Origin of the sequence: Staphylococcus sp. GDY8P67P, from assembly GCF_017892545.1 — a bacterium.
Classification (GTDB): Bacteria; Bacillota; Bacilli; order Staphylococcales; family Staphylococcaceae; genus Staphylococcus; species Staphylococcus ureilyticus.
In genome coordinates this window covers 43674-60797 of sequence record NZ_JAESLH010000020.1, presented here as the reverse complement: position 1 = coordinate 60797, position 17124 = coordinate 43674, and the positions used below count along the sequence as shown (strand labels likewise).

The 17124-nt window shown below is 31.4% G+C and carries 22 protein-coding genes; 2 read left to right on the top strand and 20 right to left on the bottom strand.

What is annotated here, in order from left to right; genetic code table 11:
* Nucleotides 1-699: 699 nt before the first annotated feature.
* The 13 genes from KA833_RS07715 to KA833_RS07655 all read right to left on the bottom strand — a co-directional run bounded on the left by KA833_RS07715 (nt 700) and on the right by KA833_RS07655 (nt 7184).
* Nucleotides 700-1155 carry a hypothetical protein gene (locus KA833_RS07715; RefSeq protein ID WP_210128575.1) on the bottom strand — a complete coding sequence of 152 codons (456 nt, stop codon included), beginning with the start codon at nt 1153-1155 and terminating at the stop codon, nt 700-702.
* A 12-nt stretch (nt 1156-1167) separates the two neighbouring features.
* Complete coding sequence (locus tag KA833_RS07710) at nt 1168-1806, bottom strand: hypothetical protein (RefSeq protein WP_210128576.1); 639 nt, start codon at nt 1804-1806, stop codon at nt 1168-1170.
* Nucleotides 1766-1975, bottom strand: a complete 210-nt coding sequence (locus KA833_RS07705; RefSeq protein WP_210122511.1) for a hypothetical protein — start codon at nt 1973-1975, stop codon at nt 1766-1768. Before KA833_RS07705 ends, KA833_RS07710 begins: the two co-directional genes overlap by 41 nt.
* Before the next feature lie 12 nt (nt 1976-1987).
* Entirely contained in the window at nt 1988-2440 is a 453-nt protein-coding gene (locus tag KA833_RS07700) for a hypothetical protein (protein ID WP_210128577.1), read from the bottom strand.
* Between the two features lie 5 nt (nt 2441-2445).
* Nucleotides 2446-2721 carry a pathogenicity island protein gene (locus tag KA833_RS07695; RefSeq protein WP_210128578.1) on the bottom strand — a complete coding sequence of 92 codons (276 nt, stop codon included), beginning with the start codon at nt 2719-2721 and terminating at the stop codon, nt 2446-2448.
* Complete coding sequence (locus KA833_RS07690) at nt 2708-3511, bottom strand: bifunctional DNA primase/polymerase (protein WP_210128579.1); 804 nt, start codon at nt 3509-3511, stop codon at nt 2708-2710. The genes KA833_RS07695 and KA833_RS07690 overlap by 14 nt, the downstream gene beginning before the upstream one ends.
* A 158-nt stretch (nt 3512-3669) precedes the next feature.
* Nucleotides 3670-5301 (bottom strand): phage resistance protein, encoded by a 1632-nt coding sequence (locus KA833_RS07685; protein ID WP_210128580.1) that lies wholly within the window; start codon nt 5299-5301, stop codon nt 3670-3672.
* 59 nt (nt 5302-5360) lie between these two features.
* Nucleotides 5361-5663, bottom strand: a complete 303-nt coding sequence (tscT, locus tag KA833_RS07680; RefSeq protein WP_210128581.1) for a type II toxin-antitoxin system toxin TscT — start codon at nt 5661-5663, stop codon at nt 5361-5363.
* 1 nt (nt 5664) lies between these two features.
* The gene (locus tag KA833_RS07675; RefSeq protein ID WP_210128582.1) at nt 5665-5898 is read right to left on the bottom strand and encodes a hypothetical protein; all 234 of its coding nucleotides are present in this window, start codon (nt 5896-5898) and stop codon (nt 5665-5667) included.
* A gap of 1 nt (nt 5899) precedes the next feature.
* Entirely contained in the window at nt 5900-6055 is a 156-nt protein-coding gene (locus tag KA833_RS07670) for a hypothetical protein (RefSeq protein WP_210128583.1), read from the bottom strand.
* A 10-nt stretch (nt 6056-6065) separates the two neighbouring features.
* Nucleotides 6066-6326, bottom strand: a complete 261-nt coding sequence (locus KA833_RS07665; protein WP_210128584.1) for a DUF771 domain-containing protein — start codon at nt 6324-6326, stop codon at nt 6066-6068.
* A gap of 16 nt (nt 6327-6342) precedes the next feature.
* Nucleotides 6343-6966, bottom strand: coding sequence for a BRO-N domain-containing protein (locus KA833_RS07660; RefSeq protein WP_210128585.1), 624 nt, complete (start codon nt 6964-6966; stop codon nt 6343-6345).
* On the bottom strand, nt 6963-7184 hold the full coding sequence (locus tag KA833_RS07655; protein ID WP_011303615.1) for a helix-turn-helix domain-containing protein: 222 nt from the start codon (nt 7182-7184) through the stop codon (nt 6963-6965). Before KA833_RS07655 ends, KA833_RS07660 begins: the two co-directional genes overlap by 4 nt.
* A 161-nt stretch (nt 7185-7345) precedes the next feature.
* Between KA833_RS07655 and KA833_RS07650 the strand changes: the two genes are divergently transcribed.
* Together KA833_RS07650 and KA833_RS07645 are read left to right on the top strand one after the other, a co-directional pair.
* A complete protein-coding gene (locus tag KA833_RS07650) occupies nt 7346-8179 on the top strand; it encodes a helix-turn-helix domain-containing protein (protein ID WP_210128586.1) in 834 nt (277 codons plus the stop codon).
* Nucleotides 8180-9229: a tyrosine-type recombinase/integrase gene (locus KA833_RS07645; RefSeq protein WP_210128587.1), complete on the top strand. Its 1050-nt coding sequence runs from the start codon at nt 8180-8182 to the stop codon at nt 9227-9229.
* 374 nt (nt 9230-9603) lie between these two features.
* On the opposite strand, the gene KA833_RS07640 is transcribed toward KA833_RS07645, so the two are convergent.
* The 7 genes from KA833_RS07640 to KA833_RS07610 form a co-directional block, all read right to left on the bottom strand.
* Complete coding sequence (locus tag KA833_RS07640; RefSeq protein ID WP_046207442.1) at nt 9604-10449, bottom strand: YitT family protein; 846 nt, start codon at nt 10447-10449, stop codon at nt 9604-9606.
* A gap of 342 nt (nt 10450-10791) precedes the next feature.
* Nucleotides 10792-11736 (bottom strand): DNA-binding protein WhiA, encoded by a 945-nt coding sequence (whiA, locus tag KA833_RS07635; protein WP_210128588.1) that lies wholly within the window; start codon nt 11734-11736, stop codon nt 10792-10794.
* A gap of 51 nt (nt 11737-11787) precedes the next feature.
* On the bottom strand, nt 11788-12774 hold the full coding sequence (locus KA833_RS07630) for a gluconeogenesis factor YvcK family protein (RefSeq protein ID WP_070039122.1): 987 nt from the start codon (nt 12772-12774) through the stop codon (nt 11788-11790).
* Nucleotides 12761-13687 (bottom strand): RNase adapter RapZ, encoded by a 927-nt coding sequence (gene rapZ, locus KA833_RS07625; protein WP_046207439.1) that lies wholly within the window; start codon nt 13685-13687, stop codon nt 12761-12763. The genes KA833_RS07630 and rapZ overlap by 14 nt, the downstream gene beginning before the upstream one ends.
* A gap of 476 nt (nt 13688-14163) precedes the next feature.
* Nucleotides 14164-15108 (bottom strand): thioredoxin-disulfide reductase, encoded by a 945-nt coding sequence (gene trxB, locus KA833_RS07620; RefSeq protein WP_046207438.1) that lies wholly within the window; start codon nt 15106-15108, stop codon nt 14164-14166.
* Between the two features lie 65 nt (nt 15109-15173).
* Nucleotides 15174-16622, bottom strand: a complete 1449-nt coding sequence (locus KA833_RS07615) for a tetratricopeptide repeat protein (RefSeq protein ID WP_046207437.1) — start codon at nt 16620-16622, stop codon at nt 15174-15176.
* A 23-nt stretch (nt 16623-16645) separates the two neighbouring features.
* Nucleotides 16646-17122: an acyltransferase gene (locus tag KA833_RS07610; protein WP_046207436.1), complete on the bottom strand. Its 477-nt coding sequence runs from the start codon at nt 17120-17122 to the stop codon at nt 16646-16648.
* Between the last annotated feature and the right edge of the window lie 2 nt (nt 17123-17124).

Here is a 17124-nt window from a genome sequence, read left to right as displayed (position 1 = left end):
AGTCTGGACTTGACTTTATTTTGAAAATAATTCTTTAAAACTTTTTTGTAATTCAAATCTGAAATTACTTTTTACATTTACTTTCTTTTCTTAATGAACTTCTTAACTGAATTGATTCAACAAATGAAATCATTTATCTTCTGAACTCAATCAACAATTGAATTTCAACAAATGAATTAACTTAAACAATTTATCTTAATTGGATTAATCATTCTTAATTAGAAATCAAATATCAATTACAATTCATTTCTTCTCTTTGAATGTTGATGAACAATCACAATGAAACTTCTATGTGAACTATCTCATTAGTTGGATCTAATACTCATACTAAAAGTAGTGACCTTATAAACTGTATGCTTAATAACCCGACCTTTAACATAGGTAGCTTATTCACTGTGTCCTTTATTGTGAAGTCCCTTGATAACTATACCTTTAATATATTGGCATCTCCTTATATATCAGCCACATTCAATATATCCATACTTTCATCACACCCACTACTTATAAGAAAAGACCACCACCAATTAATAGTGATGGCCTAAACCAACGTGCAGAAGAACTGGGAACTAATGAAAATAACAAGGAGTTAAATGCCCAATGGCTAATTTAGACTTTAATACTGAGCGCTCAACATTAAAGATTTAGTATATCTTTAATATCTATATTATACCATGAACGCCGTCATAATACCACTTTACATTACCTAGTATTAATAGAAATTGCTTTTATTTTACCAATCTTTTCAATGAGCTTATTCATCGATGTCACTTCATCTGTATAGATTTGTACACTCTTAACTTTGTTCTGCTGCACTAACTTTATGAATTCTTGCATAATGGGTCTATCATCTATCTCAATAGCCAATCCGTATAATCCTTGATTGACGACAACTGTCAAATTGCCGCGATGGATAGAAGCAAGAATATTATCATCTTTATTGTTATCTAACATCACACAGAGTCTGTCATTGTCCTTTAATACTTGAAATACATTGTTATCCAACTCATACGGTTTAAAAGTCTGATAGTTAGGATCTACTGTTTTGGTCGTTCCCATTTCTACAGGTTTATCAGTCGTAAGTGCTTGTACTGTAATTCGATTCTTTTGCTTATTATATTTAACGTTATTATCTGATTGTTTGATTGTTGTTAGCATATACTCACATCCTTACCATTGTTTTTGGCCATAATGATATTTTTGGAACTCATCACGAGAAACGGTATCTAATGCTTGTTCGACTCTCCATGCATAACCACGTGGCGTTGTTTGTTCATTGTATTTATCACCATCACCTAAATTAATTTCGTGGTCTAGCATTTGCCCATTAAATCTATTGTGAATGTCATTAGGATTGTTCTTCTCTTGCTTAACATAACGTTCACGAGATATACGACGACCAGCCTCATTTTTATTCTCAATCATTTTACGATACACTTTCACAACATCTTGCAGTTTATCCTGCATCTCTTTCGCTAGTTTTTGATGTTCATCCTTAAATTCTGTCATTTCTTTGTTGTATGCCTTGTAGAACTGGTCAAATTCTTCTTCAGTTACTTTATAATCTGATGAGTTAAGTTGTTCGTCGACTTCGATTAATTCTTGTTCTAAATCTGATTGTAGACTTTTTAATTTTGTTGCTTCTGCAAATTCATCATTATTTTGATAATGTGTAATTTTACTATTGAGCTGTTTAATACGATTTGTTAGCTGATGGTACTTCTGTTTAACCTCTTTTGCCTTAACACCCTTATCATAAATTTGATTATCAAAGATATTGATTGTATTGTCTTGTACTGTTTTTACCATAATTAAATGCCTTCTTTCGTTTTTGATTTATTATTCGCTTTATTGCACTAAAGTCTTTCTTATTTCTAGCATATTGCCTTACCAGTGAATCAATATACCTAACAGATACATTGTTCACATGGGTAGGTAAACGTGCTAAAATTTGATGTGCTATACGTCTGTGATTCATGGAAACACTCCCTTAACTTATTTTCTGTGTATTACCTTTAATATGGTGTGTCGGCATAACATAGTGACTATTTCTATCAATTTCTAACATACGTTTACCATCTCTGTATTTCTGCCAATATTTAGCATCTGCAGTGAGTTTATTAATTTCATCTAGTAAATAATTAATCGCTAAGTGATCACCGCGTAAATATATTGTCATATGCCCTACACTGTTATAATTGAGTTTCAAATTGTATCCTCTTAACCACAAGAAGATTGATTCAGTGTTTAACCTTGATTGCAGCGTTGCCTGTCCTAAACTCGACAAACACCAATCACATGTTATAAAGTCTATTTCTAAATAGTGATACTTGCCCTTCGTTTTATAGATGTGACAAATGGGTTTGTTAGCAATTTCTAAATTCTTAATATCGTTAATATTGAGTTTCTTATTATTTAATTTGAATGGTTGCTTATAGCTCATTTTCTTCATCCTCTATTCTTTTTAATATATCCCAAATAATTTTTAGTACGTGCCATTACTAATTCAAAGCCACCATGAGCAATCAATTTATAACTGGTACGTCTTTTAGTATTAGGTACATAACTTTCACGCCATACCACCCATTTTTCATCAATGTATTCAACATAAACTGCCGATATTTTACTTATTGAACAGAAATACATTTCTTCTGGTATGCCAACGATTAACCCTATTTTTTTAGCTTGCTTATCATAATTTATTTCAATATTAGTAGCCTGCACTTCTTACAGTAGCCTCCCAACTTCTCTCATCGAAAACGTCACCATTTTTATTATCCCCAATCAATATACGCAACGGTTCAATGTCGATGTTACATTGCTTCGCATAGCTTGCTGCTTTATATAAATCATTATTCCTATATTCGCTTTCACCATTTACAATACGTTGATATGCTTGTTTACCTAATCCACCTTTACCAGCACCTAAATGGTCAAAATTGTGGTCTGATAGCACTTGTTTCATAGAATACGGCTCTAACACTTGTTGGGTGTAATTACCACGTTTAGAAAAAATGCGATTTTCAAATTCTCCATTATATTCTGTTACATCTTTTTTATTGTGTTTATAAATCCCTTTTTTTGTTTGACTATTTGCTAACACAAAATAATTATTATCATGTGCCTTTATATCTACTGATGGTAAATAATCTATTTTCTGACCATATTCAATACCAACCCTTTTTTTGAATATTATATGCTTGCCACCACTAGGCGTTGTTTGTACTAAAGTATTTTGTGCATTAGCTACAACTTCGGCATAAAAAGGTATCATTTTTAAACTTTCTAATCCGTTACTACCTTCTTGATGATCTACATCAATATCGATACACCATAGACCACGTGTAAGCACACCTAATACATGTGTTTGATGATACAAACTTGAATGATATTCAATGAACTCATCAGTAACATCAATATCTGCAAAAGTAACACTAGGTTTCTTATATTGATTTAAAGGTATAACTTGTATATTCTTTTTTAATAAATATTTTGCTACATGATAACCTGTCATTGAATACCTCCTAATTAAGAGTTACGGTAACGCTTGTAACCCTTATTTTCTCTATAGTAGTAAAAGATAATTTCATTTATAAAAAACGATATAGAAATTAGCGTTACAAGAGTTACCGACTGTTATTGCAACGTTTTAAGAGTTACTATAAGAGTTACCTAAGAGTTACGGTAACGCTTATTATTGATTAAATTTAACGCCATATTGAATAGTTCTGTGTTGCCTACTTCATGAATCCTTGTATTTACACCATCTATCTTTTTTTGATTATTAAGACTGATACCAATTTTTTTCATGTCATCTTTAGCTTGTTTGTAGCGTAAACTTTTATAATCTTGTTCAATTAACTTTTGTAATGTTTCATCACCAGCAAATATGAAATTTTGCCTAGATAATGCTTTCAATAAAGAAACTTGTGTTTCAGTCAATTCATCTTCACTAAAGTAGTGTTTAAGTGTCACATCATTAAAATTAAATTCTTGGCCAATTTCTTTCAGATATTCTAAACTTGCAATCAAGAATGAAACTGCAGCTGCTACTGACTTTTTACCGTTTGGTTGCACGAAATCCCAATATGGCTTGAATATTTGATAACGTTCTTCATCTGTTTCGTTAAGTGGTCTATCTTTAAGTGAAATCTTAATTGTACGTGTCGTGTTTGCTGTAATTTCCCCTGTATCAACACTTTCATTTGTATCTAGAACTAATAAGGATTTATTTTTGAATGTGAATGCGTTTCTACCAATGCCACGACCCGAAATCACTTCACCAGTCGCAATTTTTCTTAATATACGCATCATATTTTTTGTGATTTCACCTGTTTCGTTGGCATGTGCAATATCTGCACCGTAAAAATTCATCCATTCGTTAGATGCTTCAAATCCACCTGAAATTAAGCTGTCAAAGTTTACTTTATTAACTTGTAACAATTCATCAAATGTTGTCATGAATAACCCTTTACCTGAACGTCCGAAGTCTTTCATTAAAAACCATTTTTCTGCTTGTATGAGATTCATTTTGCGATACATAGCATAAGCATGTACTAACATTAAATTATTTTTACTCTTATCACTTTCGGTAACTAGATTATAGAAGCGTTTAGGTGTGTCTGTATCAATCTCTGACGCATTAACCTCGTATTTTTTAGCGTATAATTCATCTGAATTAAGTGTTTTCTTCCTAAACTCTAAGTTTTTACAATCGTATATCCAATCATTACCTGCGATGGTATAAGGGAGGATATTGTAACCATGTTCTACATTTAGGTGTTCACGGTACATTTCAAGCATCACATCTAAAAAATCGTTTATCTGATGCTTATTATCGACTGGATAATTTAAGGCAAAATTTGTGTCGTCTATTACTTCATATGTGTTACTTTTGACTATTAAAAATGCATCTAATTCATCTGAATAAATCACTTTATCTGATATGAGATCTGCAATAAATCTCGCATAATTGTTGAACGCATCTGCTTTGAAACTTGCCTTCTTTTCCTCTTCACCATTATCATTTTCTGTAATTTTAGTATTTACAATTCCATAAATAACTCCAATTTCTTTAGGAATTATGATATAATCTAAAGTAAGGTTATTAATGTAATCACCGATATCATGCTTTTCACGATGATATAAATTACCTTTATTATTAAAGACTTGTTTATCACTAGAGATAGAAGCGAAATTTATTCGCTTACTAATCTCCTTGATTCTTGATAAACTTGTTGTATTGATATAATCTAAATTTGAATGAAATTCAAAATGTTGTTTATAAAGTGTTGTTTCGTCCATACAATCAACCTTTCATATATGTTAGTATTTTAAGTAGATATTTTTCTTAAATATCCGTTCTATGCGTTTCGTGATTCCTCGCCAAAGTTCTCACGGGACGCTTTTTCTAATTCTCTAAACTCTTTAATAATCGTTTCAAATTCGTTTATATACAATCTCAATAGGTCAAACATCTGTTTACTGTGAATACGATGTTCGTGATAAGAACGAGCATATGAAAGAGCTTCATCTTTAGTTATAAGGTAATTACGGTCATACGGTAAACACTCATCGTCAAACCAACCTTGCGCTTCTTTCATATCTTCAAAATTTTCCTTCAATAATTCTAGTTGTGTACCTATATTATCCATTTCAAAATTCATGTTATTTACTCCCTTTTCTAATATTTGTCATCTGCATTTTTAAATCATTTAAATCAATCAATAATTTATTATTTAAATTGAATAGTAGTTCTCCCAAATCTTCGCTGATTTCTTCATCAAGTGGTTTTGAATTGCAGTAATCGATTAACCATTTCATTAGTTCATTCGCATAGTCACTTTGACCTAAAATATGATGAGATTTTTCTGTTTGCTCGATATATTCATCTTTTGTCATCTTAATTCACTCCTATAATAATTTTATCTTTCAACGGTATTGCTACGACTGCACCTATAATATATAAAGCTAATGGTACAAACACATCGTTAATCGCTAATGCTAGTAATAAGGTAAATACTGTAAGTAATGTGAGTAGTATTACGTAGTTTTTCATTTAATCCCTCCTAGGAATTATATATTTCGTTAAAATTCTTCTTAATATATTCTTTCATTGGTTCTGCTAAAAACTTGTAATGATCTGATTGTGATTTAGGTTCATGTACATACTTTTCAATGTCCTTTTTAAATCTCGGATTAAGCAAAAGTTTTTTCATAACTGAATTCCTTGATAATTGCATGTGTGACTGTAAATCTTTAAATGACCACACAAGTTTAGGTTCATTAATAATTACAATACCTTCATTTTCTTGTAGTTGTTCTTGCATTATTTTCACCTCCTTATTAAGCAGTAGCTTGTGTATTTAAATATTTATTGTAGATAGTTTTACTGACTGAAATATCTAAACCAAATTTGTTAATAGAAGTCATTAAATCGACTGTATCATCTAAAATTTGTTGACGAATAATTAACATATCCTCACTCATTTGTTCTTTTTTTAAGGCTTTATCATAACCAAACAATGTTGAAACACATTTATTAACTACAGTTTGACATTTAATATAACTAATCTTATTGGGATTAGATAAACCTTTTTGCAAAACGTCCATAGCTTTTCGTTGATGCTGCTTATCCATTAAATGAAATACTTCATGTTGCTTTAATCCGATTGATTGTCTTAACTCTTTAATAACTTGCTTAACCCATTTCTTAAACTCATCAGCTTCATCACGTCTACTATTCCAAATAGCTTCGTAAATACCTACTTCTGAAATAATTACAGCTTTTTGCTTACCTTTAAGGGTGTCCACATTATGGACAGCCTTTTCTGACACATCTAATAATCTAGTCATATGTGGTGTGTGTGAATACCCTAATGCTTTTGCAACATCACCTGCTATTGCCCAATACTCCCCGTCTTTTTCAATAAAACGAATTTCTTTACCGTCAAAAAACTGTTTAATCATCTAACTTCCTCCTTAATACTGATATTGGAAATTTGATCTATTTCAACATTAAGTGCTTTAGCAATTTTCATTACTAGCATTATTGATGGCTTTTTTTTATGATTTAAAATCTCTAACAAATACGAATAATTAACTGGTGTTTCTTTTGCTAGTTCTTTAATACTCATATTGTTATTAACTAGTAACTGTTTAATTTTAAAAGTGTTAATATCTTTCATAAGTAACCCCCCTCTTTTTTAATTCAATTTTTGCTAATGTCAAAACTTGAATATACCCTTATTATAATCGCTTATTTTAAAATTGCAAGTATTAATCTTGAAAAACTTGAAAATAAATGTAAAATGATAACTGTATTAATTATTATTAAAGGAGTGAAACCATGTCATTGAACAGTTTGTTAAAAGAACAAAGGAAAGAAAAAGGGTTTACAATGAAAGAATTAGCAAATAAATCGGGTATATCGGAATCATATATTTCAAAAATTGAAAATAATTCTGTCAGTTTACCTAAAAAAGAAAGGCTGTTATCTTTAGCATATTCATTAGATCCAGAAAATAAAGAAAACCTTTATTCAAGATTTCTAACTTTAGCCTCATATAATTTAGAGAATGCTGAAAAAGAATTTAATCAATTTGCTAATATGAAACAGGCAAATTTAGATAAAGGTTTACCTAATAAAAAATTCACAGATAATTTTGTTAGAATTGACAAAAAAAATTCTAAAATTAATTCTGTTGAATACCCATACTTTGATTTGGAATGGCTATTAAATCAAGAACGATTTGAACTATTTTTAGGAAGAACTGACGTTAATATACTCTTAGATAACAACGAAACAGAAAAAGAACTTCTTATTTTAAAAGATCATGAGCGTGATAGATTGAGAAATATAATAAATATATTTAAAGAAGGATTATTAAACGAAAGAACTAAAATATCTAGAGAAAAAGATGAAAACGTCCTTATTTCGCACTCACATGAATATACATTGATATTCGATTTGTTAAACAAGAATATTGACGATAGAAATAGTTTGATAAGTCAATTAGGTATGATTAACCAAAATAGAGACGTTTTCTATGAAGATAATTACTATTCAGCAATTAACCAAGCAGTAGAACAACAAGATGCTTTAAAATTACAACGTCTAGTAAGAATGACTACAATAAATGAATTGAAACAATATTTGTCAGAACAAAATCGAGGTGATTAAGTGGCATACATTGAAAAGCGAGGTAAAACATGGAGATATTCTATCTCATATGTAGACGATGAAGGTAACCGTAAAAAAGTTCAAAAAGGTGGTTATCGTACTAAACAAGAAGCTAAACGAATTGCAGAAGATTTAGAATATAAAATGAGAAATGGTTATGCTGTAAGTAATGATATAACATTTGCAGATTATTTTTATCAATGGTATGAAGTTAATAAACTACCACACGTATCAGAATCAACTAAAAGACATTATGAATCTGCATACAAGCATATTAAGGAGCATTTTAGACACAAGTTATTAAAAGATATTAAACGTACTGAATATCAAAAGTTTCTCAATGAGTACGGTTTAACGCACAGTTATGAAACGATTAGAAAGTTAAATAGTTATATACGTAATGCATTCGATGATGCTATACATGAAGGTTATGTTATTAAAAACCCTACATACAAAGCAGAATTACACGCATCTATTCCAGCCAAAACAGAAGAAATGAAATTTATTAATGAATCTGAATTCAAAAAACTTAAACATTATTTTGAACAAAAAAATACCACCTCATCACTTGTGCTATTAGTAGCACTTGCAACAGGTGGTAGATTTTCAGAAATTGCTAAATTGAAACGTGAAGATCTGGATATTAAAAATAATAAAATTCATTTAAGAGGTACCAAAACCGAAACATCAGACAGAATAATAAGTATTGATGCAGTAACTATGAAACGCATTCAATCATTTATTGATTCACGACCTACTAATATCAGTGGTTACATCTTTACTGTTGATGGTAAAACGATAACTAATGCTGCTGTAAACAAAGTACTGAGAAAAGCATGTGCTAATCTAAATATAAAAGAGATAACTATTCACTCGCTAAGACACAGTTTCTGTTCTATACTCATACATCATGGCTTTTCAATACTATATATATCAAAACATTTAGGACATTCCAACCCAGCCACAACACAATCCATTTACTCCCACTTACTTCAAGAAACTTACGAGCGTGAAGATGAAAAAGCGATGAAATTATTAGAAACTATTTAAGCCACTTAATAATAAATATTAGGTGGTTTTTTATTATAATTTATATCCCAGTCCCCAAATAGTCCCCAAATCACAAAACAAAAACCTATATAACAGCGTTTAATAACTTTATAATATGCCCTTCGAGGGGATATTTTGGATAATCTTCCTTAAAACCATCAAACTGAACATTGAAGTTTTCGGGCTTTCATTGACATTTACTATCCGTTGATGAAAGTCTTTTTTTATTTTCACACCATGAAAAATACCAAACCAGTAGATTTGAAACTCGCTGTTATTCAAAACGCTTAAATTTCAACATTTAAGCGTTTAAGATTTTGTGAAAATGATTTTGTATTTATTTATCAATATTTAATAACTTAAGCATAACACTATTACTTTACATTGATAAACGTGCTGCCTAAGACATCTCGCACATCATGAATAACTAAAAAGGCATTTTCATCTACTTCATTGACTAATTTTTTCACTCTTGTCACCTGAGATTGCGGCACAACAACATATAACATCGTTGTTTCCGTTTTTGCATAACCACCTTTTCCATTTAATAAAGTTGAGCCCCGACCAGTAAAGGAATTAATTTTGTCACTGATGATTTCATTTTTATTAGATATGATTGTAACGCCTTTTTTAGGATTAAAGCCTTCAATTATAAATGAAGTCGCTCTTTCAGTAATGAATAGCATAATAATCGTAAACAAGACATTCTTTAATGGTAACACCATCAAGAATGATAAGACGACAATGCCATCTAGAATAAAAATACCTTGTGATGTCTTCATTTCTGAGTATTTACTTATAATTTTAGCAATTACAGATGTGCCTCCAAGGGTACTCCCTGTAGAAATTACAAGTCCAGCACCTATTCCTATAATTGCACCACCAAATACAGAATTTATAACAAAATCATCTATCCCTAAATTAATATTTTCAGTTACTCGTAAAAAGAATGAGAGTGCCGTGTTTGAAATAACGGTATAAACAGCGATTGTTTTACTTAAATACTTCCAGCCGATAAAAACGACTATGGTATTAATAATCAAAGAAGACCAAGCTGGAGAAAATCCCAAAGTGTATTTTAAGGCTAGCGCAATACCTACCGTACCGCCATCACCCAAATTCGATCCAAGTAAAAAGCAATTTACACCTATAGCGTTGATAAACGTTCCAATTAAACATAAGATGATACTTTTATAATGATTTTTTATTAATGCTGTCATTGATTCACTCCCATTCTATTTCATTTAAATTTTAATCATGTCACAGACTATCTGCCATAACCTGTACTAAATATGATACTTAGCTGTACCTAACCTTAGACTGCAATAGCATACGCTTAATCGTCATAATCTATTTGGTGTCAACAAAGTAAGTTGATGCTTCAGAAAATACAACTCCGTTTGAATCATATTAAAAAAGACACCTCATATGAGGCGTCATATATAAATCTAATTAGCATATTATAATATCAAAACGCAGTTTTTTTCAATAACATTTTAATATATTTTTAAAATTAGTTTTAACATTGGTAATAAGCACCATTTTCTTTTACAGACAAATGATTAAAGTTCAATTGTTTCACCACTCCGAATTTTATCAGCCATTTGGTTTAATTTTCTTAAACGATGATTGACACCGGATTTAGAAATTGTACCTGTAGACATCATTTCGCCTAATTCTTTCAGAGAAATTTCTTGATGCTCTATGCGTAACTTCGCTATTTCCCGTAATCGATCAGGAAGATTATCTAAACCAATTTCTTGGTCGATTAGTTGAATGCTTTCGACCTGCTTCATCGCTGCACTAACGGTTTTATTTAAATTCGCCGTTTCACAATTGACCAATCGATTTACGGAATTTCTCATATCTCTAACAATACGCACATCTTCAAATTTAAGTAATGCCTGATAGCCACCGATTAAACTCAAGAAATCAGAAATTTTTTCAGCTTCTTTTAAATAAGCAATGCTTCCTTTTTTTCGTTCTAGATGTTTAGCATTGAGTTCATATTCATTCATTAAATTCGTAACACCTTCGGAATGGTCTTCATACAATGAAAATATTTCTAAATGATAAGAAGATGTTTCTGGATTATTCACTGATCCACCCGCAAGAAAAGCACCTCGTAGATAACTTCTTTTCATTTCATCTTCACGAATCATCGCTTCATCTATTTCATGCGTAAAGACACCATTTTTCAATATACCTAATTCATCTAAAATTTCTTTAGCACGTGCCTTAATTCTACAAATATAAATATTGTTCTTTTTTAATTTCATTTTTTTTCTTACAAGTAGCTCTACTTCAACATTAAACACTTTTTTTATTAAGGAATATATCCGTCTTGCTGTCGTAGCATTTTCAGTTTGAACATTAATCACAAATTGTTGATTGGAAAGACTGAGTGCACCATTCATCCGTATAAGCGCACTGAGCTCTGCTTTTGCATTTGTTTCATCTACTTCTATTCTAGTCAGTTCATTTTTCATTTCTGATGCAAAGCTCATACATCTTCAGCCCCTTCTTATCTAAGTTTAATACTTAGTTTTTTTACGATTTTATTTATCTCGTTTAAATTCAATCGTTTCTGTCTCTCTCATAGCGATCTCGTAAATCATTTTAGACAAGACCTCTGTATTGTGTCGAACATAATTTTCTTGTGATACTTCCACCAAGTTTTCGTGCGTAAAAACTTTGATGTTTTGTGCTTCCATATCACTCATATTGCATTTAACTGGAACCGCCCCATCTTCTTTATAACGTTGTAAGACATCAGTGTTAAAAGTTTGGGTACTACATATAGCATAGTTTATACATTGACGACCCATGTGATTATGTATTGCTTCGACATGATCTAAGGCAGTGTAATGATTGGTCTCACCAGGTTGTGTCATAACATTTGATACATATAGCTTAGGCGCATCACAATTTAATAACGAATCCGCAATACCTTTAACGCATAAATTTGAGATTACACTTGTATATAACGAACCTGGTCCTAAAACGATTAAGTCTGCATCCTCTATCGCTTCAACCGCTTCTTCCATAGGTTCTACATTTTCTGGTTCTAAAAATACACGTTCGATTTTTTTATTTTTTTTAGGAATTTTTGATTCACCATAAACAATTTCGCCATCTTCCATCACTGCATTTAAGCGTACACTAGAATTTGTAGATGGTATCACACGACCTCTTATATTTAAAATTTTACTTAATTCTTTTACTGCATGGCCAAAATCATCATTCATATTCGTTAATGCAGCTATCAATAAGTTGCCTAAAGAATGACCTTCAACTTGATTTTCTTTAAAACGATATTGAAACAATCTTTCAATTGTTGATTCAGAATCACTGAGTGCTGAAATTACATTTCGTATGTCACCTGGTGCAGGAATATCCATTTCATTTCTGATTTTCCCCGTACTACCTCCATCATCAGCAACTGTGACAATAGTCGTAATATCTATCGGGAAGTCTTTTAAACCACGTGCTAAAACAGATAAACCTGTACCACCGCCAATAAGTACAAGTTTAATTCTTTTCATTTTTTCGTTTCACGCCACTTTCAATTTGAGCATCTCTATGATGCACATATACATTATAGTCAAAATTTTCATTAAGCTCTGCACCAATACGTTTTGCTAAAGCTACAGAACGATGCTGGCCTCCAGTACAACCAATCGCTATCACAAGTTGTGATTTACCTTCTTTTTTATAACCTGGAATCATAAATTTTAATAAATCCATTAATTTCTCATAAAAAATATTTGTTGCTTTCCATTTCATAACGTAATTATATACTGCTTCGTCTTCACCAGTTAATGGTCTGAGTTCATCTACATAATGCGGATTTGGCAAAAATCTCACATCAAACACTAAATCTGCATCCATTTGAATACCATGTTTAAACCCAAAACTTGTTACATTGATATTAAATGTTTGATAATTACTTTGATTAAAGTAATCTCCAATGCGCTTACGAAGCTCTTTAGGTTTCATAAATGATGTATCAATCGTATAATTTGCTAAACTTTGAATTTCAGCGAGTAAGCTGCGTTCTTCTTCAATTGCTTCAATTAATGAGCGCTGGCCTTGTTCGTTTAATGGATGTGCACGTCGCGTCTCTTTATAACGCGAAATCAACTTTTCGTTGGATGCTTCTAGGAACATCATATCAACGATAATGTCTGAGTTGCTTTTGATTTGATCGATTTCTTTAATCAATGATTTGAAAAGTTCTTTCCCTCTTAAATCAATGGCAATGGCAACCTTTTGCAACGAAGGATTTCCTTGACCCATTAATTCTACAAACTTCGGCAATAGTATTGGAGGTAAATTATCTACACAAAAATAACCGATATCTTCTAAACTTTGAATTACAACCGACTTACCTGCGCCAGACAAACCAGTCACAACTAATAATTCACTTTTAGTCACTTCTTTTTCTTCTCGTTGCATTGCTTTACACCATCCAAAGATTATTTTTAATATTCCATTTATAATATTGGAATTTTTTATCCATATACGCAATCGTTTTAACTTAGTCAGTTTATGACCACTATGCTATCACATTATATTTTACATGAAAAACGACTTTGGTAGTAGTTTTATCACTTAATTCACCTTAACTGCTATTGCAGACTGACTTAAAAGTAACAAAGTTGTTGCCAAAAATGTTAAAGGACCTTTATCTCTTTTTCGATTCACATCATTTATGAAAAGCAGCATCTCTTTACGACGTTTTAAAAATCATCACGCATACATCTGCATAAAAAAACTAAAACGCATAACTAGCGAATACTTCAACCTTAAAATGCGATTATGTAAAAAAGCTAGAATGCTCAACCTACATGATTCGTGTAAGGTTGGTACATTCTAGCTCTGTCTGAATCTCGTTATTATTTAATTAATTACAGTAAATAACGCGTTTATGCCTATGCTTCTATAACATCTTTTAATTCTTCAATATATGAAATTGCACTTTGTGCTGCAATACTGCCATCGCCTGTTGCAGTTACGATTTGACGTAGACCTTTTGCACGTACGTCACCAGCAGCATATACGCCTGGTATTTTCGTACTCATATCTTCATTAGTAACAATATAACCTACTTCATTTGTAATGCCTAAATTTTCAAATGGTGCTGTTAGTGGTTTCATACCAATGTATACGAAAACACCATCAGCATCTAATGTTTGTTCAGCACCATCTTTAGTAGATTCTAAAGTAACTGAACCAACTTTGCCGTCTTTTTCATTGATTGTTTTTAGAGTATGGCTCCAAATAAAATCGATTTTATCGTTTTTAAATGCACGATCTTGTAAGATTTTTTGCGCACGTAGTTCATCTCTACGGTGTACGATTGTTACACTATCAGCAAATTTTGTAAGGAATGTACCTTCCTCAACTGCTGAATCTCCACCACCGATGACAAATAATTTTTTGTTTTTGAAGAATGCACCATCACATACTGCACAATAACTTACACCGCGACCGCCTAATTCTTGTTCACCTGGCACACCAATTTTTTTATATTCAGCACCAGTAGATATAATCACAGCTCGTGCAGTAATTTCACTGTTTCCAAGATTTATAACTTTGTATTGACCTTTATCTTCTATTGATTTGATATCACCATATTGATATTTTGCACCAAATTTTTTAGCATGTTCAAACATTTTAGTTGATAAATCTGGTCCTGTTATCATTTCAAAACCTGGGAAATTTTCAACTTCTTCTGTATTTGCCATTTGTCCACCTGGCATACCACGTTCAATCATTACAGTACTTAAGTTTGCACGCGATGCATATACGGCAGCAGTCATACCAGCTGGTCCTGCGCCTACAATTGCAACATCAAAATCCACTTGTTCAGCCATTTAAATTGCCTCCTGTTTATTAATTCATTATACGCATTATATACGATTTCTTGCATTTCATAAAATTATATGCTTACCAAATAATCTATCGTTTTATTCAAACGATAAGCTGTTATATCAAACCATTCCAATACTTGTTGCTTCGTAATCTTAGCATCCATACTACGATAATACATATAAACAAAAGCTGCCACATAATCATCTACATATGTTAAATCTGCTTGTTCTGCTATAATTGCCTCTGCTTTATCAATCCATACAATAAATAATTCTGCGTTATTTTTCAAATATTCAATATTATACAACATTAACATGCCTCTATGAATGAAATCTAACTTATTTAACTGTAAACCTTGTATAAGATAAGTTAAATATAGTTTTTCATAATCATTCATATCTTCTAAGACAGCCCATATATCTTGTGTGAGTAGTACTTCACGACCCTTTAATTGATTTAACAAGAAAATCCCGTATAACCTATGATGACTATCATCACTTAATAATAGTGGTAACACTTGCTCGTTAAAGTACGACTTGCTTTGTTCAATGACCCAAGGTGCATAACCTACATCTACCTTAGATATTTCTTGTAACTTGGACCAAAAAAATTTGCTATCTTCAATATGATTGAGATGATAATGATTATGGCTCAACGCATTATACATTTGTATAGAAAGAAATTTCCCTTTTCTATAAAGAGGTTGTAACAATTTTTGGGAAGCTTCATATTGTTTTAAATAACATAGGACAATACCTAATTTGAATGATTCATCATCATTCATAGGTACAACTTTACTTAAAATATTTAAATACCGTTGATACTTTTCTTGTTCATTAGTGTTATACAATAATAATGTGTAATGGCAAAGCGCATGTACATCAGTATTGTCCTCATTAAGCAAACGTTCAAACATTACTTTAGCAGTATCATATTCATTGAGATAAAGGTAACACATAGCTAATAAATTTCTAACCACTCGATGATCTTGAATCGCTTCATTTTGATTCAAAATAAAATTTCTTGCTTCAGGTAGTCTACCTTGTGAGAATAAATATTGAAAAATGAGTTGAACAGCAAATAATTGACATTCAATCTCTATCTTTTCTTCTGAGTTATAAGTAACTTCAAACATTTCTTCTAGCTCTTCTTGGTAATCATCATCTTCTGCTAAAATGACGTAATTCATTCCAAATAAAAAGGCTTTATTTGCTTCATTTAGTGTAATATTCAGTTGACTGAGTTGATAGTAACTATCCATGACTGATTCTTGCTTTGCAATCATTTCATAAAAAATATGTTCTGCTCTATTGTTATAACCAAGATGTGCGAGACACTCTGATAATTTTACTTTAATTTCAAAAACATCAAATTCCTGGGGTGACATTTCAAGCACTTTTTCATAGTATTCTGCTGCCTTTTTATAATCTTGTTGTTGATATTTTTGGTCCGCTAATTTCCTATAAAAAGGACTGTCAAGCTTCATTGAAATAATTTTATTGTTGTTTTGCGCCATCCATGTTCACCTCCTGTATTTAGTCATTGTTTCAGTTGCATTGGATTTCCGTACGCCAATGTGTGATTAGGGATATCTCTAGATACTACAGTACCGGCACCAACCTTCACATAATCCCCAATTTTCACACCAGGTAAAATGGTTACATTGGCTCCGATTAACGTATGATTTCCAATATCAACATGCCCTGTACGAAATTCATCCACTAAAAACTCATGCGTCAAAATAGTTGTATTATAACCTATGACACAGTTTTCACCAATCGTGATATATTCAGGATGCAATAAATCAGGTACGACTTTAAATGCAAATGCACTATGTCTACCTATATTCATATTTAATAAATTGCGATACATCCAATGCTTTAATTTCACATTAGGTAAGTAGCGACAAACTTCAACAACTACTGTTTGTTTAAACATTTTGACGCGGCTTATATAACGATACATATGCCACAACGGATTTTCACCGTCAACTTTTAACTTTTTTAAGTCACGCATTA